The 21728-nt window shown below is 61.6% G+C and carries 17 protein-coding genes; 12 read left to right on the top strand and 5 right to left on the bottom strand.

Features of this window, described 5'->3' with window-relative positions:
- Positions 1–54 precede the first annotated feature (54 nt).
- The 6 genes from QKW60_RS12905 to QKW60_RS12880 all read left to right on the top strand — a co-directional run bounded on the left by QKW60_RS12905 (position 55) and on the right by QKW60_RS12880 (position 6130).
- Positions 55–987 carry an N-acetylmuramic acid 6-phosphate etherase gene (locus QKW60_RS12905; protein ID WP_282369255.1) on the top strand — a complete coding sequence of 311 codons (933 nt, stop codon included), beginning with the start codon at positions 55–57 and terminating at the stop codon, positions 985–987.
- Positions 987–2246: an ABC transporter substrate-binding protein gene (locus QKW60_RS12900; protein ID WP_282369253.1), complete on the top strand. Its 1260-nt coding sequence runs from the start codon at positions 987–989 to the stop codon at positions 2244–2246. Before QKW60_RS12905 ends, QKW60_RS12900 begins: the two co-directional genes overlap by 1 nt.
- A gap of 101 nt (positions 2247–2347) precedes the next feature.
- The gene (locus tag QKW60_RS12895) at positions 2348–3259 is read left to right on the top strand and encodes a carbohydrate ABC transporter permease (RefSeq protein WP_282369252.1); all 912 of its coding nucleotides are present in this window, start codon (positions 2348–2350) and stop codon (positions 3257–3259) included.
- Between the two features lie 9 nt (positions 3260–3268).
- A complete protein-coding gene (locus QKW60_RS12890; RefSeq protein WP_282369251.1) occupies positions 3269–4108 on the top strand; it encodes a carbohydrate ABC transporter permease in 840 nt (279 codons plus the stop codon).
- Entirely contained in the window at positions 4105–5124 is a 1020-nt protein-coding gene (locus QKW60_RS12885) for a Gfo/Idh/MocA family protein (protein WP_282369250.1), read from the top strand. The genes QKW60_RS12890 and QKW60_RS12885 overlap by 4 nt, the downstream gene beginning before the upstream one ends.
- Positions 5125–5131: 7 nt before the next feature.
- Complete coding sequence (locus QKW60_RS12880) at positions 5132–6130, top strand: ABC transporter ATP-binding protein (RefSeq protein WP_282369249.1); 999 nt, start codon at positions 5132–5134, stop codon at positions 6128–6130.
- A 62-nt stretch (positions 6131–6192) separates the two neighbouring features.
- Here the strand turns inward: QKW60_RS12880 and QKW60_RS12875 are convergent, their stop codons facing one another.
- Both QKW60_RS12875 and QKW60_RS12870 read right to left on the bottom strand, forming a co-directional pair.
- Complete coding sequence (locus QKW60_RS12875; protein ID WP_282369248.1) at positions 6193–7815, bottom strand: alpha-D-glucose phosphate-specific phosphoglucomutase; 1623 nt, start codon at positions 7813–7815, stop codon at positions 6193–6195.
- A gap of 19 nt (positions 7816–7834) precedes the next feature.
- Positions 7835–8461, bottom strand: a complete 627-nt coding sequence (locus QKW60_RS12870; protein WP_282369246.1) for a helix-turn-helix domain-containing protein — start codon at positions 8459–8461, stop codon at positions 7835–7837.
- A gap of 85 nt (positions 8462–8546) precedes the next feature.
- Between QKW60_RS12870 and QKW60_RS12865 the strand changes: the two genes are divergently transcribed.
- From QKW60_RS12865 to QKW60_RS12855, 3 genes are read left to right on the top strand one after another with little or no spacing between them, the layout of a single operon-like run.
- The gene (locus tag QKW60_RS12865) at positions 8547–10058 is read left to right on the top strand and encodes a class I adenylate-forming enzyme family protein (RefSeq protein ID WP_282369245.1); all 1512 of its coding nucleotides are present in this window, start codon (positions 8547–8549) and stop codon (positions 10056–10058) included.
- Positions 10055–10714: a DsbA family oxidoreductase gene (locus QKW60_RS12860; RefSeq protein WP_282369244.1), complete on the top strand. Its 660-nt coding sequence runs from the start codon at positions 10055–10057 to the stop codon at positions 10712–10714. The genes QKW60_RS12865 and QKW60_RS12860 overlap by 4 nt, the downstream gene beginning before the upstream one ends.
- On the top strand, positions 10711–11940 hold the full coding sequence (locus tag QKW60_RS12855; protein ID WP_282369243.1) for a multidrug effflux MFS transporter: 1230 nt from the start codon (positions 10711–10713) through the stop codon (positions 11938–11940). Before QKW60_RS12860 ends, QKW60_RS12855 begins: the two co-directional genes overlap by 4 nt.
- 280 nt (positions 11941–12220) lie before the next feature.
- On the opposite strand, the gene mfd is transcribed toward QKW60_RS12855, so the two are convergent.
- Positions 12221–15670 (bottom strand): transcription-repair coupling factor, encoded by a 3450-nt coding sequence (gene mfd, locus QKW60_RS12850; RefSeq protein ID WP_282369242.1) that lies wholly within the window; start codon positions 15668–15670, stop codon positions 12221–12223.
- A 31-nt stretch (positions 15671–15701) separates the two neighbouring features.
- Entirely contained in the window at positions 15702–16229 is a 528-nt protein-coding gene (locus QKW60_RS12845; protein WP_282369241.1) for a component of SufBCD complex, read from the bottom strand.
- A gap of 120 nt (positions 16230–16349) precedes the next feature.
- On the opposite strand from QKW60_RS12845, the gene hemB reads away from it, so the two are divergent.
- Complete coding sequence (hemB, locus tag QKW60_RS12840; RefSeq protein ID WP_282369240.1) at positions 16350–17345, top strand: porphobilinogen synthase; 996 nt, start codon at positions 16350–16352, stop codon at positions 17343–17345.
- A 122-nt stretch (positions 17346–17467) separates the two neighbouring features.
- Positions 17468–18025, top strand: coding sequence for a lipid-binding SYLF domain-containing protein (locus QKW60_RS12835; RefSeq protein ID WP_282369239.1), 558 nt, complete (start codon positions 17468–17470; stop codon positions 18023–18025).
- 91 nt (positions 18026–18116) lie between these two features.
- Here QKW60_RS12835 and QKW60_RS12830 read toward each other — a convergent pair whose 3' ends face one another.
- Positions 18117–18989 (bottom strand): NAD(P)-dependent oxidoreductase, encoded by an 873-nt coding sequence (locus QKW60_RS12830; RefSeq protein WP_282369238.1) that lies wholly within the window; start codon positions 18987–18989, stop codon positions 18117–18119.
- Positions 18990–19117: 128 nt separating this feature from the next.
- Here QKW60_RS12830 and QKW60_RS12825 point away from each other — a divergent pair, with 128 nt between their 5' ends.
- A complete protein-coding gene (locus QKW60_RS12825; RefSeq protein ID WP_282369237.1) occupies positions 19118–21583 on the top strand; it encodes a penicillin acylase family protein in 2466 nt (821 codons plus the stop codon).
- Positions 21584–21728: the final 145 nt, after the last annotated feature.

The following is a 21728-nucleotide window of genomic DNA, read 5'->3' as shown; positions in this document are numbered from 1 at the left end:
AATATTGTACAATAGGTATTAAATAGGTATTCTTATTCGAACGAGGGGGATTCGATGCCGTCAGCTGCCACTGAACGACTTCATACAGCCGCCAAAGGCCTTGATGTCCGCCCCGGGTGCGAGGTTCTTGACGCACTACTGGCTGCGCAAATCTCTGCAGTCGATTCCGTTCGCAATGCTCTGCCAGACCTGGAGGCTGGCGCCGAGATCATGGCAGACGCGATCCGCGCGGGTCATCGCCTTGTCTATGCGGGTGCGGGCTCTTCTTCCCTGATGGCCAATGCCGATGGCATTGAACTGCCCGGAACCTACGGCATTCCGTCCAATCGCATCCTTCTTTTGATGGCTGGTGGCCTCCCGATCGACGCCAATATGCCCGGCGCGACGGAAGACGATATCCATGAGGCCGAGAAAGCCGCCATGGCGATCCGGGCGGGGGATGCGGTCATCGCCGTCACGGCTTCTGGCAGCACCCCCTACGCTGTCGCAGTGGCGGTCGCCGCCAAGGTGAAGGGCGCGAAAATCATTGCCGTTGCTAACAATCCCGGCGCGCCGATATTCGGACATGCCGATGTAGCGATCTGCCTACCGACGCCACCCGAGGTGATCGCCGGGTCCACGAGGATGGGCGCTGGCACAGCACAAAAGGTAGCACTGAACCTTATGTCAACGCTGATGGGCATCAGGCTCGGTCAGGTCCACGACGGGATGATGGTCGGTCTCGTGGCCGACAATGCCAAGCTGCGCGCCCGCGCGCAGGCAATGGTGATGGAAATCGCCGGTGTTGATGGCGATACCGCCGCCCGGGCGCTGGCCTCAGCGGATGGCGCAGTGAAGCCCGCCGTCCTGATTGCCAAGGGAGCGAACCCCGATGAGGCAGCTAATCTATTGACCTCAAGCGACAACAATCTCCGCGCGGCACTCGCGCGGGCCGCCGAAACCGGCGTCGTGAGCCGGACAGTCCAGACCAACCAAGGGAGTGAGTAATGACACAGAAGAAACTGACCGGCCTGTTGCTGGCCACCACGGTCCTCGGCTCGGCCGTCGCGGCCAGTGCGCAGGACGTGACGCTGACCATCGAAAGCTGGCGCAACGACGACCTGTCGATCTGGCAGGACAAGATCATTCCGGCCTTCGAGGCCGCCAATCCCGGCATTAAGGTTCAGTTTACGCCCTCGGCACCTGCCGAATACAACGCCGCGCTGAACTCCAAGCTTGACGCAGGCACCGCCGGCGACCTGATAACCTGCCGCCCCTTCGATGCCTCGCTCGCGCTTTATGACGGCGGCAAGCTCGCGGACCTTTCCGACCTTGAGGCAATGGCGAATTTCTCTGACGTTGCCAAATCCGCCTGGCAGACCGATGACGGCTCGGCCACGTTCTGCGTGCCGATGGCCTCGGTCATCCACGGTTTCATCTACAACAAGGACGCCTTCGCCGAGCTGGGCATCGAGGTTCCGGCGACCGAGGCCGACTTCTTCGCCGCGCTCGACAAGATCAAGGAAGACGGCACCTACATCCCGATGGCGATGGGCACCAACGACCAGTGGGAAGCCGCGACCATGGGTTACAACAATATCGGCCCGAACTACTGGAAGGGCGAAGAGGGGCGTCTGGCGCTGATCAGGGGCGAACAAAAGCTGACTGACGAGGCCTGGGTCGCCCCCTACCGGCAACTGGCCAGATGGGGTGCTTATCTCGGCGACGGATATGAGGCGCAGACCTATCCTGACAGCCAGAACCTCTTCACCCTTGGTCGCGCCGCGATCTATCCGGCAGGGTCCTGGGAAATCTCGGGCTTCAACAGCCTTGTCGATTTCGAGATGGGCGCCTTCTACCCGCCGGTTCAGGCTGCCGGTGACGAGTGCTACATCTCGGACCATACCGACATTGCCATCGGCCTGAACGCGGCGAGCCCCAATGCCGACGCGGCGCGGACCTTCCTGAACTGGGTCGGTTCGGCTGAATTCGCCACGCTTTATGCAAACGCGCTCCCGGGCTTCTTCTCGCTGAACTCAGCACCCGTGGCGATGGAGGATCCGCTGGCTCAGGAATTCGTCTCGTGGCGCGACAAGTGCAATTCGACGATCCGTTCGACCTACCAGATCCTGTCGCGCGGCACGCCGAACCTTGAGACCGAGACCTGGAACGCATCCGTGAATGCGATCAAGGGTACCGAGACGCCGGAGGCCGCCGGCGCGCGGCTGCAGGAAGGTCTCGCCTCCTGGTACGAACCGCAGCAGTAAAGGGTTTCGTCCCGGCTGGCGCCGGGCCGACCCGCCGGGGGGCCTTCTGCCCCCCGGACCCCCCGAGAGTATTTCTGAACAGAAGAAAAGGGAGGATGGCCATGACCACGAAGTCGCGGCTCCATATCGCGGTGTTTCTGGCGCCCGCCGTCCTTGTCTATACGGCGGTGATGATCTGGCCGCTGTTCAACACCTTGCGGCTTGCCCTCTACACGTCCGGCGAGGAAGGGCGCGTCTTTTCCGGGCTGATGAACTTCCGCACCCTGTTCGGCGACCCGCGCTGGTCGGAGAGTTTCTGGAACGCGCTTGGCAACAATTTCTGGTTCTTCATCGTCCATATGCTGGTCCAGAACCCGATCGGCGTGGCATTGGCAGCGATCCTGTCGCATCCACGCCTGCGCTTTGCAGCACTTTACCGGTCGGCGATTTTCATCCCGACGATCCTCTCGTTCGTCATCGTCGGTTTCGCCTGGAAACTGATCCTCTCGCCAATCTGGGGCATCGCGCCCTCGATGCTTGATGCTGTCGGGTTGAAGTCGCTTTTCGCGCCATGGCTCGGGAAAGAGGAATACGCGCTGACGACGCTGGCGCTGATCTCGGTCTGGCAGTTCGTCGGTATCCCGATGATGCTGATCTATGCCGCCCTTCTGTCGATCCCCGAGGAGGTGTTGGAAGCGGGTGAGATTGACGGCATCACCGGCGCGTCGGCCTTCTGGAAGATCAAGCTGCCCCTGATCCTGCCCTCGATCGGCATCATCTCCATCCTGACCTTCGTCGGTAATTTCAACGCCTTCGACCTGATATACGCTGCACAAGGCGCGCTGGCCGGACCGGACTATTCGACCGATATCCTCGGGACTTTCCTCTACCGCACTTTCTTCGGCTTTCAGCTGCAACTGGGCGATCCGCATATGGGTTCCACCATCGCGACCGCGATGTTCGCGATCATCCTTGCCGGTGTCTGCCTTTATCTCTTCGCCATCCAGACGCGCATGCGGCGCTACCAGTTCTGAGGGGGGATGATGAACAAGGCCCGCCAGAATCCGCTCAATTCCTTCGCCGCACACGCGGCGCTGATCACCTGGACCGTGATTGCGCTCTTCCCGGTCGTTGTGATCCTGATCAACTCGTTCAAGACCCGGAAGGCGATCTTTCGCGAACCGCTGGCCCTGCCCTCTGCCGACAGTTTTTCGACGATCGGCTATGAGACGGTGATGAAGCAGGGGGATTTCTTCCTCTACTTCCAGAACTCCTTCATCGTGACGGTGGCGTCGTTGTTCTTCATCCTTCTCTTCGGGGCGATGGCGGCCTTTGCGCTGTCGGAATACCGGTTCCGGGGCAATACGCTGATGGGGCTCTACCTTGCGCTCGGGATCATGATCCCGATCCGCATCGGTACCGTCGCGATCCTGGAACTGATGGTGCAGACGGGGCTTGTGAACACGCTCTGGGCGCTGATCCTCGTCTATACGGCGCAAGGACTGCCACTCGCGGTCTTTATCCTCAGCGAGTTCATGCGGCAGGTCTCGGATGATCTGAAAAATGCGGGCCGCATCGATGGGATGAGCGAATACGCGATCTTCTTCAAGCTGGTGCTGCCGCTCGTCCGCCCGGCCATGGCCACGGTCGCTGTCTTCAACATGATCCCAATCTGGAATGACCTCTGGTTCCCGCTGATCCTTGCGCCCGGGGAAGAGACGAAAACCCTGACGCTCGGCTCACAAGTCTTCATCGGTCAGTTCGTGACTGACTGGAACGCGGTCCTCTCGGCTCTGTCGCTGGCGATCCTGCCGGTGCTGGTGCTTTACGTCATCTTCTCGCGCCAGCTTATTCGCGGCATCACCTCGGGGGCAGTCAAATGAGGGTTCTGATCGCCGGTCTGGGCAATATGGGGCTTTCCCATGCCCTGGCCCACCAACAACATACGGATGCAGAGATCGTGGGGCTCGTGAACCGGTCCGGCATTTGCGATCACCCGGACCTTGCCCCCTACCCTGTCTTCAACGATTTCGCTTGGGCGCTTGCCTCCACGACACCCGACCTCGCCGTCATCGCGACCTATTCCGACAGTCATGCGGACTACGCGGTGGCGGCGATGGAGGCTGGTGCCCATGTCTTCGTCGAAAAGCCGCTGGCGACAACTGTCGCCGATGCGCAGCGCGTGGTCGACTGCGCGAAGGCCACCGGCCGCAAGCTGGTGGTCGGTTACATCCTGCGCCACCATCCCTCATGGCAGCGCCTGATCGTCGAGGCGCGCGAACTCGGCGGACCTTACGTTTTCCGTCTCAACCTCAACCAGCAATCCACCGGCCCGACATGGGAGGTGCACAAGGCGCTCATGCAAACGACGCCGCCGATCGTCGATTGCGGCGTCCACTATGTCGATGTGATGTGCCAGATCACCGATGCGCGCCCCGTCCGCGTGCATGGCATGGGCCTGCGCCTGTCGGATGAGATCGCCGAAGACATGTACAATTACGGTCAGTTCCAGGTCGTCTTCGCTGACGGGTCGGTCGGCTGGTATGAGGCCGGCTGGGGGCCGATGATGTCCGAGGTCGCGTATTTTGTGAAGGATGTGATCAGTCCCAAAGGCGCGGTGTCGATCCTCTCGGGCATGCACCCCGACAGCGACAGCGTCGAAGGCCATACCAAGGTCGGGAGCCTTCGCATCCACCGCACGGATGGAGCCGACACCGACATAAGTTTCCCAGAGGAACCCGGCCATCAGGCGCTTTGCGACGCCGAGCAGGCTTACATGCTGCGCGCCATCGCCGAGGACATCGACCTGACCCGTCATATGGAGGACGCCGTCGCGTCCCTCGCCATCTGTCTGGCCGCGGATGAAAGCATCCGCTCCGGTCGGGCTATAGAACTTTGAGGTGAAGATGACCGCGCTCAAACTAGAAAACATACATAAATCTTTCGGTCAGGTTCATGTCCTGAAGGATATCGACCTTGAAGTGTCCGAGGGCGAGTTCATCGTTTTCGTCGGCCCTTCCGGCTGCGGAAAGTCGACATTGCTCAGAGTCATTGCGGGGCTGGAAGATGCGACTTCGGGCACGATCAGCATCGGCGGCCGCGATGTCACCACGGCGCCACCCGCCAAACGCGGCATTGCAATGGTGTTTCAGTCCTACGCGCTCTATCCTCATCTCGATGTGACGGGAAACATGGCGCTGGGGCTGAAACAAGCGGGCGAAGACAAAGCCACAATCGCCGAACGCATAGACATTGCCGCGAAGATGCTGTCGCTGGAGGATTACCTCAAACGCCGCCCTGCCGAACTCAGTGGAGGCCAGCGCCAGCGGGTGGCCATTGGCCGCGCCATCGTGAGGAAACCCGAACTCTTCCTCTTCGATGAACCCCTGTCGAACCTCGATGCCGCCTTACGTATGGCCACGCGCGTCGAGATCGCACGGCTTCACCGCGAGCTTGGCGCCAGCATGATATACGTCACTCACGATCAGACCGAGGCGATGACACTCGCCGACCGGATCGTGGTCCTGCGCGACGGACGGGTGGAACAGGTGGGCTCGCCGATGCAGCTCTATAACGACCCCGACAACCAGTTCGTCGCGGGCTTCCTCGGCGCGCCCTCGATGAATTTCCTTCCCGCCGCCGCCCTTGGCGCGAAGGGTGCCACGCTGGGCATTCGCCCGGAACACCTGCGCGTTTCACCCGATGGGCAGATCAAGGGTACTGTCACCCATGTCGAGAGGCTGGGTGGCGACACGAACCTGCTCGTGGGCACCGATGCGGGTGATACGGTCACTGTACGCCTTTTCGGACAACATGATCAGCGCGTTGGCCAACCTATAGCGCTTTCCTATGATCCGGCCAGGGCATACGCTTTCGATGCCGAGGGACACCGCCTGCGGAGCTGATCGCCTCCACTTTCTGTCCGAAAATACTCCGGGGGTCCGGGGGCTGCGCCCCCGGCCTCGCCTCAGGTCACGACGTCCGGACCGTCGCGCCCTGTCACGCCCCGAATTCCGGCCAATTCCTCCGCCGCCCGGATCATCGGTGCTAGGGCGGCCTGAACCTCGAGATCCAGCCCGCCAGGCCCGGTCGTGTAACGTTCAAGATAGAGTCTGAGTGTAGCGCCCTCGGTCCCGGTGCCCGAAAGGCGTATCACGATACGTGACCCATCTTCGAAAACGACGCGCAGCCCCTGCCCGTGCGACGTCGAACCATCGACCGGATCTTCATAAGCGAAATCATCGGCAGATTTCACAACCAGACCTTCGACCCCAGTACCGGGCAGACCCGCCAGTCGCGCGCGCAATCCGTCCATGACTTTGTTCGCTACCTCCACTGGTAGCGCCTCGAAGTCGTGGCGGGAGTAGTAGTTGCGGCCGAACTCGTGCCAATGCGCAGTCAGGATTTCCTCAACGCTTTCATTGCGTTCAGCAAGAATATTCAACCAGAAAAGAACGGCCCAGAGTCCGTCCTTCTCCCGCACATGGTCCGATCCGCTGCCAAAACTTTCCTCACCGCAGAGCGTCACCCGGCCCGCGTCCAGCAGGTTGCCGAAGAATTTCCAGCCCGTCGGCGTTTCATGGGCGCCGATCCCAAACGCCTCCGCCACACGGTCAACAGCGCAAGAGGTGGGCATGGAGCGCGCCACGCCTTTCAGACCTGACTTGTATCCCGGCGCAAGTTGCGCATTGGCAGCCAGAACAGCGAGGCTGTCGGATGGCGACACATAGATGCCCGGCCCGACGACCATGTTGCGGTCCCCATCCCCGTCGGAGGCCGCGCCGAAATCTGGTGCATTGGGTCCGGACATCTCATCCATCAACTCATGCGCCCAGGTCGGGTTCGGGTCGGGATGCATGCCGCCGAAATCGGGCAGAGGCTCGGCATGGACAACCGTTCCCGGCGCGGCCCCAAGTCGCGCTTCGAGGATATCCTTCGCATAGGGTCCGGTCACCGCGCACATCGCATCGAACCGCATCCGGAAGCCGCTCGCGAACAACGCCCGGATTTTCGGAAAGTCGAAGAGGCTCTCCATCAGCGCGGCGTAGTCCTCCACGGGGTCAATGACGGAAATTTCCATGGAACCAATCTGTTGTGTGCCGATCTTTGACAAATCGACATCCGGCTCATCGGCGATGAAATAGGTGTCTATCTCGCCGCTTCGGGCAAAGATCGCATCGGTGACCATCTCAGCGGCCGGGCCGCCATTGCGGCCGTTGAACTTGACGCCGAAATCCGCCTCCGGTCCACCTGGATTGTGTGAGGCCGACAGGATGATGCCGCCATCGGTGCCGTTCAGACGGATCAGATGCGAGGCAGCGGGCGTGGACAGGAGCGCCCCCCGCCCCACAATCATCCGCCGCGCGCCATTGGCGGCAGCCATCTTCAGGATGATCTGCGCGGCCTCGGCATTGAAATACCGCCCGTCGCCGCCCAGAACATAGGTCTTGCCTTCAGCGCCCCCTGTTGCGTCAAAGATCGACTGGATGAAGTTTTCCAGATAACCTTTTGACATAAATACCTTCGTCTTCTTGCGAAGGCCCGAGGTTCCCGGCTTCTGCCCCTCAATCGGGCTCGTGGTCACGCGCATCTCAAAATCCTTCAACCAATCACATCAGGCTCGTCACCCACAGGATCGTCGCGTCCTCGGGCGAAAGCGAAATTACGTTATGCCCCATCGAAGCGTCGTAATAGGCGCTGTCGCCTCGGCGCAGATCGACCGGTTCGTAAAACTCGGTGTAGAGCCGCGCGACGCCGGTCAGCACATAAAGGAACTCCTCGCCGTCATGGCGTACCCAGCCGTCGAATTCCTCCACGGATCGGGCCCGGATGCGGGCGGTGTATGGCAGCATCTGTTTTGCGCGCAAAGCGCCTGCCAGCAGGCGGTGCTCATATGTCGCGGTCGCATGGGCCTGCCCATCACCCGATTTCGTCACCGCCATCCGGCCGGAAACCTGCCCCTTGGAAGGCGGCGTGAATAGCTGCGGAACCGAGATCGCCAGCCCCTCGGCGAGTTTCTTCAGCGCCTCGTAAGTGGGCGACATCTGACCGTTTTCGATCTTCGACAGCGTCGAGCGCGCAAGCCCCGCCTGGCCTGCCGCCTGTTCCAGTGTCCAGCCGCGCTCCTTGCGCAATTCACGCACTCTTAGGCCCAGATTGAGGGGCTCGGCCCTCTCCGTCTCGGCCCCGTCGGCACGGGCGATACGGATAATGCCGGTCGGGTCGATGTCGCTCATCTGTTCATCTCGATAGACATGGCTCTGCATTAACGCCATTCCGTCCCCGCTTGCAACGCCCGGACCCAGAGCGTAGCGAAGGGTCATGCTATCCGTGACTGACTCTCAACCGTTTCCAGCCTGCCCCACACCCTTCAATCTGGCAGCACATGTTCTGGCGCGCGCCGGTGAGCGGTCCGACCATATCGCCTTGCAGATCGTCCGGGCAAATGGGGCGGAGCGCTGGAGCTACGGGCGGCTGGAGGCTGCCGTGTGCGGCGTTGCGAGCGGGCTCCAGCGACGAGGCCTTATGCCCGGCGACAGGGTGATGCTGAGACTGGGCAATGGTGTCGGTTTCCCGTTGGCCTTTCTCGGTGCGGTGGCGGCGGGGCTGATCCCGGTACCCACCGCCGCGGGCCTTACCGAGGGAGAGGTGACGCGACTTTACGCCACCATCCGCCCCGCTCTGATCGTCGCCGGGGCCGGAATTGCCCTGCCCGAGACCCCGTCCTGCCCGGTTCTGACCGAGGCAGAGTTGCGCGACTTCGAAACCCTTCCGTCCGCCGGTTTTGTGATGGGCGATCCCGACAGGCTGGCCTATGTCGTCTTTACCTCCGGAACCTCGGGCAGCCCACGCGCAGTCGCCCATGCGCATCGCGCCGTCTGGGCGAGGGGCATGATGGCCGAGGGCTGGACCGGGATCGGACCCGACGACCGGTTGATGCATGCGGGCGCTCTGAACTGGACCTATACGCTCGGCACCGGGCTTTTTGATCCGTGGGTCGCGGGCGCAACCGCGCTGATTCCTGCCGAAGGCGTAGAGTCAGAAATGCTGCCGCTGCTGGCGAAACGCTTTGATGCGACGATTTTCGCCGCTGTACCCGGAGTTTACCGGAAGATCCTCAAACCGGGCCACAAGCTGTCACTACCCCGCCTGCGCCACGGCCTGTCGGCGGGAGAAAAGCTGCCGCCAGCCACCCGTGCGGCATGGCAGGCCGCAACCGGTACCGATCTGCACGAGGCGATGGGCATGTCGGAATGTTCCACCTTCCTGTCGTCCTCACCCGCCCATCCCTCGCCGGACGGGACTACAGGTTACGCCCAGCCGGGCCGCCGTATTGCGGTTCTGGGCGCGGATGGAAGAGCGGTGCCGCGCGGCACGTCTGGTATCCTCGCCGTCCATCGCTCCGATCCCGGGCTGTTTCTGGGTACGCTTGAGGGAGATGATCTGAACGCGCCCAAACGCGAATGGTTTCCGACGGGCGATATGGTTGTGATGGCCATAGACGGTGCCATCACCACGCTCGGCCGGGCCGACGACATGATCAGTGCCGGCGGGTTCCGAGTTTCACCGGCGGAGATCGAGGCAGCAATGAACACCTATCCCGGCATTACCGCAAGCGCGGCCGTCGAGGTGCCAGTCAAGGCCGACGCTTCGGTTATCGCGCTCTTCTATACGGGTGACGCCGGCGAAGCAGAACTGATCACTCATGCCGATACCTGCCTCGCGCGGTACAAGCAGCCCCGTCTCTACATTCACCGGGACGGTATTCCGGTTACACCAAACGGCAAGATCAACCGTCGCGCTCTGCGTGAGGAATGGAAGGAAACCCAATGATCCGGCTTGATATTCTTTCAGACATCGCCTGCCCCTGGTGCTATGTCGGCAAGGCCTATCTCGACCGGGCGCTGGAGGCGCATGCCGACCATCCGTTCGCGATCGAATGGCATCCGTTTCAACTGAACCCGGACATGCCGAAAGAGGGCATGGACCGGCGCGCCTATATGGAGGCGAAGTTCGGCGGCAAGGACGGTGCCGTACGCGCCTATGCGCCGCTTGTCCAGCACGCTGAACAGGCAGGGGTTGAACTGAACCTCGAAAAAATTGCGCGAACTCCGAACTCGCTCGACGCTCACCGTCTGATCCATTGGGCGGGGTTGGAGGGACGACAGACTCCTATGGTGGCCGCGCTTTTCCGCGCGCTCTGGCGTGACGGGCGCGACGTAGGTAACGCCGATGTGCTGGCCGATATCGCCGGAGAGGTTGGGCTGGACCGCGCCATGATGCGACGTCTGCTGGACGGGGACGGCGATGTGGAGGATATCCGTGCCCGCGATGCCCATGCTCGTGAACGAGGCGTGACCGGTGTGCCGTGCTTCGTCATCGCCAACCAGCATGTCCTGCAGGGCGCGCAGCCGACCGAGACCTGGGGCAAGATCATCGGGGAACTGACAGAGCGCATCACCGAGATGCAGCGGGACGCGGAGCGATGACGACCCTTCCCGACACCACCGCGATCCGCCGCCTGCCGACCGTGGAGTTCGTCGGCCTTCTGGCGATGCTGTTCGCCATGACGGCCTTCTCGATCGACGCGATGCTGCCGGCGATGCCGGAAATTGCCTCTGAACTCACGCCTGACGCACCGAACCGGGCGCAGTTGATTATCACCAGCTTTGTTCTTGGCATGGGCATCGGCACTTTCGTCACAGGTCCCCTATCGGACACGTTCGGGCGGCGGGCGGTGATCCTTGGGGGCGCGGTTCTTTATTCCATCGGTGCGGTACTGGCCTGGGCCGCGCCGACGCTGGAATTGGTCCTTGCGGCGCGTCTGTTGCAGGGGCTCGGTGTTGCGGGGCCCCGCATCGCCGGAGTGGCGCTGATCCGCGATCTTTATGCAGGCCGCGATATGGCGCGGCTTGTCTCGTTCGTCATGATGGTCTTCACGCTCGTGCCCGCCGTGGCGCCGCTTTTCGGTGCGTTCATCATCGCCGGGTTTGGCTGGCGCGGAATCTTCGTCGCCTTCGTCCTTTTCGCCGCGATGTCGATAACATGGTTTATGCTGCGTCAGGCCGAGACCTTGCCGGTCAGCAATCGCCGCCCATTCTCCTCCTTCGCGCTGATTGAGGCCGCGCGGGAAGTGCTGACCCATCGGTTGGTCATGTCGGTAACTTTGGTCCAGACGCTGGCCTTCGCGTCACTCTTCACGACGCTCTCCTCAACCCAGCAGGTCTTCGACCAGAGTTTTGGTCGGGCAGAGGGTTTCCCGAAATGGTTCGCGGTGATTGCGATTATTGCTGGCACGGCGAGCCTTTTGAATGCGCGGTTGGTCCCCCATCTCGGCATGCGGTTAATGGTAAAGGCGACCTTCGCTGCGCAGGTCGCGAACTCCACCGTCATTCTGGCGATTTTCATTTTTGGTCTCGTGCCGGATTACATGAACTTCTGGCTCTATCTTTACTGGACAATAACAGTTTTCTTCATGACCGGCCTGACCATCGGCAATCTCAACGCGCTGGCGCTGGAACCGATGGGCCATATCGCCGGCATGGCGAGTTCCATCGTGGCGGCATTGGCAACGGTTCTTTCGGTTCTTGTCGCGGTGCCAATCGGACTGGCTTTTAACGGCACACCAGTACCGCTTATGGCAGGGGTTCTCGGTTGTTCGCTGATGGCCCTTCTCCTGATGCGGCTGGTCCCGCGTGCGGATGTTATCGGATAACATCGGGGCGCGATTGTTTAGCCGGCAGCGATAATTCAGTCCTAACCCCGGCGGTGTCCATGTGACGCCGCAAACGGTCCGGTGGGGTATCAAAATACTCGGGTCAGGTTCGTGGCATGTCGTCACGTATTGCACCAGGTGGGTAGCTAGTGATGTCTTGCAGCGTCGGCTATTGGTGCGATGTCGACGGGTGTGTCTGGTAATCGGGCCAGCGGCCGGGGCCTGTCCCTGCCCTTTGGCCAGAAAGGCGGTGGCCCAATCCCCGGTCACCGCCTTTCGATCACTTTGGGGCCTCAGCTTTCGCTTTCTCCGCCAGATCTCGGGCGATGGCGTAAGCGCCCTTGATCTTGTCGCTGTCCTTAACCCAGTCGCGACGTACGACGACCTTGTTGTCCTTGATCTTGGCCAGCCCGTTCTGAGCATGAAGATAGTCAACCAAGCCGCTGGGATTTGAGAATTTATCCATGTAAAATTGAATCGTCGCTCCCTTCGGTCCGGCATCCAGCCGTCCGATATGCGCGCGTCGGCACATTGCCTTGATCCGCATGACGAGGAGAAGTGTATTGACCTCTTTCGGAACGGGGCCGAAACGGTCGATCAGTTCAGCGGCGAAACCTTCCAGTTCGACCTTTGTGGTCAGCGACGACAGGCGACGGTAAAGGCCGAGGCGGACATCCAGGTCGGGGACGTAGCTTTCCGGGATCATCACCGGGACGCCCAGATTGATCTGCGGCGACCATTGGCCATCGTCTTCGGTTGGCGTTGAAATGTCGCCTGCCTTGATCCGGGCAATCGTCTCTTCCAGCATCGCCTGATACAGTTCGTAACCCACCTCGTTGATATGGCCCGATTGTTCTTCGCCGAGGATGTTGCCGGCGCCTCGAAGGTCGAGGTCCTGGCTGGCCAGTGAAAAACCCGCGCCCAGTGAATCGAGTGAGCCAAGAAGCCTGAGCCGTTTCTGGGCATTCGGCGTGAGGGGCGTTCTTGGTTTAGTCGTCAGGTAGCAGTAGGCGCGCAGTTTCGACCGTCCCACCCTGCCCCGGATTTGGTAGAGCTGCGCCAGTCCAAACATGTCGGCCCGGTGCACCACCATCGTGTTCGCGGTCGGGATGTCGAGGCCGCTTTCGACGATGGTCGTGGCCAGAAGCACGTCATACTGCCCGTCGTAAAAGGCGTTCATGCGCTCGTCCAATTCGCCCGCCGCCATCTGGCCATGAGCGATGACATAGGAAACTTCCGGCACATGGTTTTTCAGGAAGTCCTCGATCTCGGGCAAATCCTTGATGCGCGGAACGACGTAGAAGCTCTGCCCGCCGCGATAGCGTTCCCTGAGCAGAGCTTCGCGGATTGTTACGGAGTCGAACTCGCTGACATAGGTGCGGATCGCCAGACGGTCGATGGGCGGCGTGCCGATTATTGAAAGATCACGGACACCTGTGAGCGAGAGTTGAAGTGTTCGCGGGATCGGCGTGGCGGTGAGTGTCAGGACATGGATCTCGGATCGCATCTCCTTCAGACGTTCCTTGTGGGTGACGCCGAAATGCTGTTCCTCGTCTATGATCAGAAGACCGAGATTGCGGAACTTCACCTGTTTGGCCAGCACTGCATGGGTGCCGATGACGATATCCACGCTGCCTTCGGCCAGCCCTTCGCGCGTGGCCTGAGCATCGCGGGCGCTGACGAAACGCGACAGGGGGCGGACCGAAATCGCTGTGCCCCGGAAGCGGTCAGCGAAAGTCTTGAAATGCTGGCGCGCGAGCAGTGTTGTGGGCGCGATCACCGCGACCTGAACGCCTGACATGGCAGCGATGAAGGCCGCGCGCATGGCAACCTCGGTTTTGCCAAAGCCTACATCGCCGACGATGAGACGATCCATCGGGCGACCTTCAGCCAGATCGTCCAACACCTCGTCGATGGCCGAAAGCTGGTCATCGGTTTCCTGATAGGGAAAGCGGGCCGAAAACGCGTCCCATTCGTGATGCGGCGCCTCAAGGATCGGCGCTTTGCGCAACAGGCGTTCGGCTGCGACCCGCATCAGCCGTTCGGCGATCTGGCGGATACGTTCCTTGAGTTTGGCCTTCTTGGCCTGCCAGGCCCCACCGCCGAGCTTGTCAAGAAGCCCTTCATCGTGACCGTAGCGGCTGAGAAGTTCGATATTCTCGACGGGAAGGAACAAACGGTCGCCGCCGGCATATTCCAGCGCCACGCAATCATGCGGTGCGCCGAGCGCCAGAATCGTCTCCAGCCCGTTGTAACGGCCGACGCCGTGATCGACGTGGACAACAAGATCGCCGGGCGACAGCGATTGTGCCTCAGTCAGGAAATTCTCGGCCTTGCGCTTTTTCTTCGCACCCCGGATCAGCCTGTCGCCCAGAACGTCCTGTTCGGAAATGACGGTCAGGCCTTTGCCCTCGAACCCGTGTTCCAGCGCCCAAACCGCGAGGAACAGCCCGCCCTTACCCTCGGGTACATCGCGTATATCGCGGATCAACTTTGCCCCCAGGACGTCTTCGTCCTCCAAGAGCCCTTTCAGCCGCTCCCGCGCGCCGTCGGAATAGGAGGCGACTACGACCTGCCCGTCGGCGCGGCGGGCATTCAGATGGTCTGCCAGTGCACTGAAAAGATTGACGTTCTCAAGTTGCCGTTCCGGCGCGAAGTTTCGCCCGATACGCCCGCCTGCATCCAGCGCGCCGGGGCCCGTGGCTTGCGGCAGTTCCACCAGCTGGATAACACGGTGCCCGGCGAGTGCGTCATCCCATCCGGCATCGTCAAGATATAGCAGTCCCGGCGCAGCGGGCTTGTAGACCGAATCCAGCCGGTCCTTGCGCTTCATCGCCTCCAGACGTGTATCGTACTGATCCGCGATCCCCTCCCAACGCGCATCACGGGCAGGCGTGATCTGATCGTCCAGCATGACCGAGGCGCCGGGCAGGTAATCAAACAGCGTCTCAAGCCGCTCGTGAAAGAAGGGCAGCCAATGCTCCATGCCCGCATGTTTGCGACCGGCGCTTACGGCCTCATACAGGGGGTCGTCGGTGCCCGCTGCGCCAAACTCGATACGGTAGTTCTGGCGGAACCGGGTGATCGCGGCCTCGTCGAGAATAACCTCGGAAACCGGGGCGAGTTCCACAACCGTCAGTTTCTCGGTCGTGCGTTGCGTTGCCGGGTCGAAGCGTCGCGCGCCGTCCAGCACATCGCCGAAAAGATCCAGCCGGACCGGCCCGCCCTCCCCCGGCGGATAGATGTCGATGATGCCACCCCGGATCGCATAGTCGCCAGGTTCGGTTACCGTTGGGCTCTGGCTGAATCCCATACGTACAAGGAAGTCGCGCAAGGCACCTTCGTTCACCCGCTGGCCGACCCGGGCGGTAAACGAGGACGCTTGCAACACCTCGCGCGCGGGCAGTTTCTGGGTCGCCGCGTTCAATGTCGTGAGCAGAATGAACGGCCCCGGCAAACCCTGTATCAGCGCAGCAAGGGTTGCCATGCGGGTCGCTGACGTATCGGCATTGGGAGAGACCCGGTCGTAAGGCAGGCAGTCCCACGCCGGGAAGGTCAATACCAACGCATCGGGTGCGAAAAAGGCCAACGCCGCCCGCATAGCTTCCATTCGCTTGTCATCGCGGGCGATGTGGCAGACAGGCGCACCCTTCGCCAGCTCCGCAGCGAGGAGCCGGGCGTCGTAACCCTCAGGGGCGCCGGATAGTGCAATATGGGCGGGCCTTGTCATCCGCCTTCACCTATCCGCCCCGTTGCCGGTGTCAACCGGGCAGGACCGAGATGTTGAAATTCTGAAGCATACCCCACACTGCCGTGACAAATATCGAGATCATGCCGAGGACCTGAACCGCGAGCCGGTGATATGACAGCCTTCGTTGCAAAGCCTCGCCTTGCTCCCCGCCTTCTTCGATGTGCCGGGCCGTCGTGACGCTCATGAAGGCGACCAGGGTCATCGGGGCGCCGATCAGGAACAGGGCCTGACAGAACTCCACCTTGTAGACAAATCCCAGAAGCGCCAGCGTCGTCAGCGTGAATGACAAAAGGATCATCAGGAACAATCCCGCCTCACCGACAATATATAAAATGCGGTTGACGTTGATACGGACGAGGTCTTCGAGGTCGGCTTCGGCCTGCCCGCCGACCCGGCGGGCGCGCAACACCATGTCATAGGGCACACCGAGCACCCAATGCGACGCGGTTGACCAGGTGACGGCCAGTGCGATCCAGTACCACAGATTGGAGAACGACCTCAGGTCAATCAGGTCGAAAATCAGCCGTGTCCAATCCAATTCCTGTCCCTCGCCCGTTTGCCGTGGTCGATGCTATCGCCGCCCTGCGACGGTTTCCACCCTTGAGATGTATCCCGATCCGTGCGAACCGCTTGTAAAGCCGAAGAAAGAGCGATTGCCATGACCCCTGTACATGCCGGTTTTCCCGCCGCCCGCTTCCGCCGCCTGCGCCGGACGCAGGCCTTGCGTGACCTTGTGGCCGAAGAACGTCTGAGCGTAAAGGACCTGATCTGGCCGCTCTTCGTGACCGATGTCGCCGGAGCGGATGCACCGGTTGCCTCGATGCCGGGTGTATCGCGCCTGACCGTTGAAGGCACAGTCCGCGCCGCCGAGGAGGCGGCAAAGCTCGGTATTCCGGCGATCTGCCTCTTCCCCTACACCGATCCAGCGCTAAAGACCGAGGCCTGTGAAGAGGCCTGGAACCCGGAAAACCTCTCGAACCGCGCCGTGAGGGCGATCAAGGCAGCGGTGCCGGAAATCGCAGTCATGACGGATGTTGCGCTCGATCCCTACAATGCCAATGGCCATGACGGGCTGGTGCGAGACGGCGTAATCCTGAATGACGAGACGATCGAGGCGCTGGTTAAAATGGCGCTGGCACAAGCCGAGGCGGGGGCCGATATTCTTGGACCCTCGGACATGATGGATGGCCGCATCGGCGCGATGCGCCGCGCTCTGGAAGCCGAGGGCCACAAGGATGTGACGATCCTTTCCTACGCCGCAAAATATGCCAGTGCCTTCTACGGTCCGTTCCGCGACGCGGTCGGCGCCTCGGGTGCGCTCAAGGGCGACAAGAAGACCTACCAGATGAACCCCGCGAACCGGGACGAGGCGCTGCGGCTTGTCGCCCGCGATCTGGCCGAGGGTGCGGATATGGTGATGGTCAAACCTGGCATGCCCTATCTCGACATCTGCCGAGATGTGAAGGACGCCTTTGGTGTGCCGACCTTCGCCTACCAGGTCTCGGGCGAATACGCGATGCTGAAAGGCGCGATCCTGAACGGATGGGTAAAGGAGGAGGTGATGATGGAAAGCCTTCTGGCCTTCCGTCGGGCGGGTTGCGATGGGATCCTGACCTATTTCGCCCCCGATGCGGCGCGGGCCCTGGGCAGCTGAACCGCGTTCAACTTTCTCGTGTCCGGCACAACACTTAATGACAGGGCGGGCATTCTGCCCTATAGATGGTATTGAACCGGCCATCAAAGGTCGGCATTGGCAGTTGAGAGCGGAGCAGTAACATGAACGGACTTTCCCGTCGGCACATCATCCTATCGGGCGGCGCGGTGCTTGGACTTGCGGCCTGCGGCAACGGCGTCGGCGGTCAGGGCGGTGCGCGCCTTGACGCGCGGGTCGATGCGACGCGCGACTATGTGCGGGCCAATTTCCCTGGCGCCACGGCCGAGATCGCAAATGCGGCCGGTGTTCTCTACATGCCTGTCGTGACCGAGGCCGGTTTCGGCTTTGGCGGGGCCTACGGGCGCGGCGCGCTCCGGATCAATGATGTGACGGTGGACTATTATTCAGCCACGCAGGCAAGCTGGGGCCTGCAGATCGGCGCACAGCAATATTCGCATGTTCTGGTCTTCCGCACACAGGAGGCGCTTTCGAAGTTCCGCGCCGCCGATGGCTGGGCTGCGGGCACCGATATCGTCTATGCCCTGCCCGATGGTGGCGCTGCCGCCGGGATCGAGACTACGACGACCCTGTCGCCTGTCGTGGCCTATGTCTTCGGCCAGTCGGGATTCATTGCCGGGGCGACACTGAACGGCACCAAGTACAGCCGCATCATTCCCTGATCGGTTTCGTCCCGACTTCGGCGGGCCGACCCGCCGGGGAGGCGCTGCCTCCCCGAACCCCTCCGGAGTATTTACGGACAGAAAGTGAGCGTCAGCCGAGTTTGCGCAGGCGCGCGAAGAGACTCGAGGTGTCCCAGCGGCCACCGCCCATCTTCTGAACATCCTTGTAGAACTGATCGACGAGCGCCGTGACCGGCAGGCTGGCTCCGTTGTCCTCGGCGGTCGCGAGGCAGATGCCGAGATCCTTGCGCATCCAGTCCACTGCGAAGCCGTAGTCGAACTTGCCGTCCTTCATCGTCTTGTGGCGATTGACCATCTGCCAGGACCCGGCAGCGCCCTGGCTGATCACCTCGACCAGTTCCTCGATATTGAGACCTGCCTTCTCGGCAAAATGCAGCCCTTCGGAGAGGCCCTGTACAAGGCCTGCGATGCAGATCTGGTTGACCATCTTGGCGAGTTGCCCCGCGCCCGTTTCGCCGAGACGGCGGCAGATGCGAGAATAGGCTGCGATGACGGGTTCGGCTCTGTCATAAGTGGCCTGCTCGCCACCGCACATGACCGAAAGAACACCGTTTTCCGCACCGGCCTGACCGCCGGAGACAGGTGCGTCGACATAGCCGATCCCGGCTTCGGCGGCCGCAGCGGCGAGTTCGCGGGTGACGGCCGCGGAAACCGTGGTGTGATCGACGAAAACCGATCCCTTATCCATACCGGCAAACGCACCGTCGGGGCCGAGGCAGACCGAACGTAGGTCATCGTCATTGCCGACGCAGGCCATCACGAACTCTGCCCTGCGCGCCGCTTCGGCCGGGGTCGCTGCCGCCTGGCCGCCATGTTTTTCCGCCCATGACGCAGCCTTTGAGGCCGTGCGATTGTAGACCGTCACGGCGTGGCCTTTCGCCGCCAGATGGCCGGCCATCGGAAAGCCCATCACACCCAAGCCAAGAAATGCCAGCTTCGCCATCCTATCCTCCCAAGATCATTGCGGTTCGGACCATTCTACCCTAGTTAACCGCCCTGCCCGTGCCGTCAACCGGTTGCGAGCTCCGGCGTCGGCGGGCGCGCCGGTGCGGTCTGTCGTTGCGGAGTATCATGCTTACCGCGTTTCGTTGGCTCTTGCGGATATTCTCGGGGCTCCTGCTGCTGTCCGCGGGCGTGATCACGCTCGCCTATTATTTCGCGACGCGGTCCCTGCCCGACTATGATGAGGATTACCGTCTGGATGGCATCGATGCGCCGGTCGAGATCGTGCGCGATACTGCCGACGTGCCACACATCTTTGGCGCGTCCGACGGGGATGTCTATTTTGCCCTGGGTTTCGCCCATGCGCAGGACCGACTCTGGCAGATGATCGTGCAAAGGCGCACCGTGCAGGGGCGGTTGTCGGAAGTTTTCGGCACCCGCACCGCAAAAACCGACGAACTGATGCGCCGCTTCGATCTTTATGGCCTGGCAAGCCAGTCCCTTGGCGCACAGGACGATGAGACGCGCGCGGCGTTGGAGGCGTATTCGCGCGGCGTCAATGCCTGGATCAGTATCGTGAACGAAGAAGCGAAGGGCCGCGGCGCACCGGAACTGTTCCTGTTCTCGAACGAGATTGCCTATTGGCAACCCACCGATTCCATCGCGATCCTGAAATTGATGGCACTGAAGACGACCGCGCAGGCCCGGGCCGAGATTTTGCGTGCACGGATATCGCTTTTGTCCAACGATTGGGCGCAGGATTTGCTGCCAGATGTTCCCGGAGAGGGCGTCGCTGCTCTGCCCCCATATGCGAGCCTCGTGCCCGGAGTAAGACGGTCCTATGCAGCGCTGACGTTCGAAAACGACCCCTTGTCGCCCCTGAGGGAGCCTGTCTTTGCAGGCGCATCGAATGCCTGGGCCGCAGCCCCTGACCGGTCGGCGGCGGGCGGGTCGCTTCTGGCCAATGATCCTCATTTCGACTTCACAGCACCCTCACTATGGTATCTGGCTCGTCTGGATCTGGCATCTGGCGGAGTAATCGGCGCGACCATTCCCGGAATTCCCGCGATCCTCACCGGCCGGAATGCCAGTCTTGGCTGGGGCATCAGCGCGGCCTGGATGGATGATCAGGACATTCATCTGGAGGAGTTGAACCCCGCCGATCCCGAACGATACCGGACGCCGGACGGGTGGAAGACATTTCAAAGCCGGCGGACGATCATTGAGATCAAGGATGCAGCGCCGATCACGGTTACTTTGCGCTGGAGCGACAACGGACCGATCCTGCCCGGCAGCCATATGGACCTTGATACAGTCACACCGCGCAACCATGTCGCGGCGCTGAACTGGACGGCGCTCGATCCCGCCGATACGACGATGAGCGCCGCGATCCGTCTGATGCAAGCCCGTTCGGTCGCGGAGGGCATTGCTGTCGGAAAGGACTATGTGGCCCCGGCGATGAATGTGACTATGGCCGATCAGGACGGCGTCGCAATGGTGATGTTCGGCAAGATGCCGGCACGTGACGCGGGCATGAACGGACAGGGGCGTCTGCCGTCGCTTGGCTGGATGACGCAGAACCGATGGCAGGGCTATCTGCCCTACGCTCTTAATCCCCGTTTCGTTGACCCCATAGGTGGCATCGTTGGCAATACCAACAACAAGACCGTTGATCGCCCGTTCCCGCGCCATGTGAGTTTTAATTGGGGTGACACCCAACGGGTGCAGCGCTGGACCCGTCTGATGCAGGAACGCGAGGTGCATAGCCGCGAAAGCTTCATCGCCGCCCAGCTTGATACCGTGTCACCCGCGGCGCGTACAATCCTGCCGCTCATTGCCGCCGACCTGTGGTTCACGGGTGAGGCTGCACCCGCCGGAACGCCTGAGCGGCTCCGCCAGCGCGCGTTGGAAGTGCTCGCCGAGTGGGACGGCGACATGAACGAGCATCTACCCGAACCGCTGATCTACGCGGCCTGGGTGCGGGCTTTGCAGAACAGACTGATCAGGGATGAACTCGGGCCGCTTGCCGATGCCTTTACCCATGTCGAGCCCCTGTTCCTCGAGCGGGTCTTCCGCGATATTGACGGCGCGGCACGGTGGTGCGACGTGATGCAGTCCGCCTCTACGGAAAGCTGTACGGATATTGCACGCATGTCGCTTGACGATGCGCTTCTGGATTTGTCCGAGCGTTATGGGCCAAACGTTGAAAGCTGGCGTTGGGGCGACGCACATCAGGCAACGCATGATCATCCAGTGCTGGGACGCACACCGGTCCTGAACTGGTTCGTCAATATCCGGCAATCGACGAGCGGCGGCGACCATACGCTTGACCGGGGTTTGTCGTCAGGCACCGGGCCGGACCCGTTCCAGAACGTAAACGGCGCGGGTTATCGCGGAGTCTACGACTTTGCCGATCCGGACAGTTCAGTGTTTATCATATCCACAGGTCAGTCCGGTCATCCTCTGTCACGGCACTACGACGATTTGAGCGTTCTCTGGCGACGGGGTGAATACGTGCCCATGTCGCTCGACCCGGACTTGGCCCGTGCAGCCGCCACAGGCGTCACAAATCTGGCGCCGTTGACCACACCTTAGGATATGTTGAGAGTCTTTCAGGTGTAAGCCGCAGAATTCGAACGACAAATTTCAGCTTCTGATTCAACGCAAACTCGACATGCCACAGAGATGCCGAAACTCCCATCGTTTCGCGGGACATTCGCGGCGTACGGTCTCGCTACGC

The organism is Albidovulum aestuarii, assembly GCF_029961185.1.
Lineage (GTDB): Bacteria > Pseudomonadota > Alphaproteobacteria > Rhodobacterales > Rhodobacteraceae > Albidovulum > Albidovulum aestuarii.
Note: the sequence above shows the minus strand (reverse complement) of the source record. Positions and strands in the feature narration are given on the sequence as shown.

What these genes read in the sequence shown, in the direction of transcription:
- QKW60_RS12860 (WP_282369244.1), top strand. Translation starts at nt 10,055, where the DNA reads ATGATCCGGCTTGATATTCTTTCAGACATCGCCTGCCCCTGGTGCTAT.
- QKW60_RS12830 (WP_282369238.1), bottom strand. Translation starts at nt 18,989, where the DNA reads ATGGCGAAGCTGGCATTTCTTGGCTTGGGTGTGATGGGCTTTCCGATG.
- QKW60_RS12865 (WP_282369245.1), top strand. Translation starts at nt 8,547, where the DNA reads ATGCTATCCGTGACTGACTCTCAACCGTTTCCAGCCTGCCCCACACCC.
- QKW60_RS12890 (WP_282369251.1), top strand. Translation starts at nt 3,269, where the DNA reads ATGAACAAGGCCCGCCAGAATCCGCTCAATTCCTTCGCCGCACACGCG.
- QKW60_RS12855 (WP_282369243.1), top strand. Translation starts at nt 10,711, where the DNA reads ATGACGACCCTTCCCGACACCACCGCGATCCGCCGCCTGCCGACCGTG.
- QKW60_RS12895 (WP_282369252.1), top strand. Translation starts at nt 2,348, where the DNA reads ATGACCACGAAGTCGCGGCTCCATATCGCGGTGTTTCTGGCGCCCGCC.
- QKW60_RS12880 (WP_282369249.1), top strand. Translation starts at nt 5,132, where the DNA reads ATGACCGCGCTCAAACTAGAAAACATACATAAATCTTTCGGTCAGGTT.
- QKW60_RS12885 (WP_282369250.1), top strand. Translation starts at nt 4,105, where the DNA reads ATGAGGGTTCTGATCGCCGGTCTGGGCAATATGGGGCTTTCCCATGCC.
- QKW60_RS12835 (WP_282369239.1), top strand. Translation starts at nt 17,468, where the DNA reads ATGAACGGACTTTCCCGTCGGCACATCATCCTATCGGGCGGCGCGGTG.
- QKW60_RS12870 (WP_282369246.1), bottom strand. Translation starts at nt 8,461, where the DNA reads ATGAGCGACATCGACCCGACCGGCATTATCCGTATCGCCCGTGCCGAC.
- QKW60_RS12875 (WP_282369248.1), bottom strand. Translation starts at nt 7,815, where the DNA reads ATGCGCGTGACCACGAGCCCGATTGAGGGGCAGAAGCCGGGAACCTCG.
- QKW60_RS12900 (WP_282369253.1), top strand. Translation starts at nt 987, where the DNA reads ATGACACAGAAGAAACTGACCGGCCTGTTGCTGGCCACCACGGTCCTC.
- hemB (WP_282369240.1), top strand. Translation starts at nt 16,350, where the DNA reads ATGACCCCTGTACATGCCGGTTTTCCCGCCGCCCGCTTCCGCCGCCTG.
- mfd (WP_282369242.1), bottom strand. Translation starts at nt 15,670, where the DNA reads ATGACAAGGCCCGCCCATATTGCACTATCCGGCGCCCCTGAGGGTTAC.
- QKW60_RS12905 (WP_282369255.1), top strand. Translation starts at nt 55, where the DNA reads ATGCCGTCAGCTGCCACTGAACGACTTCATACAGCCGCCAAAGGCCTT.
- QKW60_RS12825 (WP_282369237.1), top strand. Translation starts at nt 19,118, where the DNA reads ATGCTTACCGCGTTTCGTTGGCTCTTGCGGATATTCTCGGGGCTCCTG.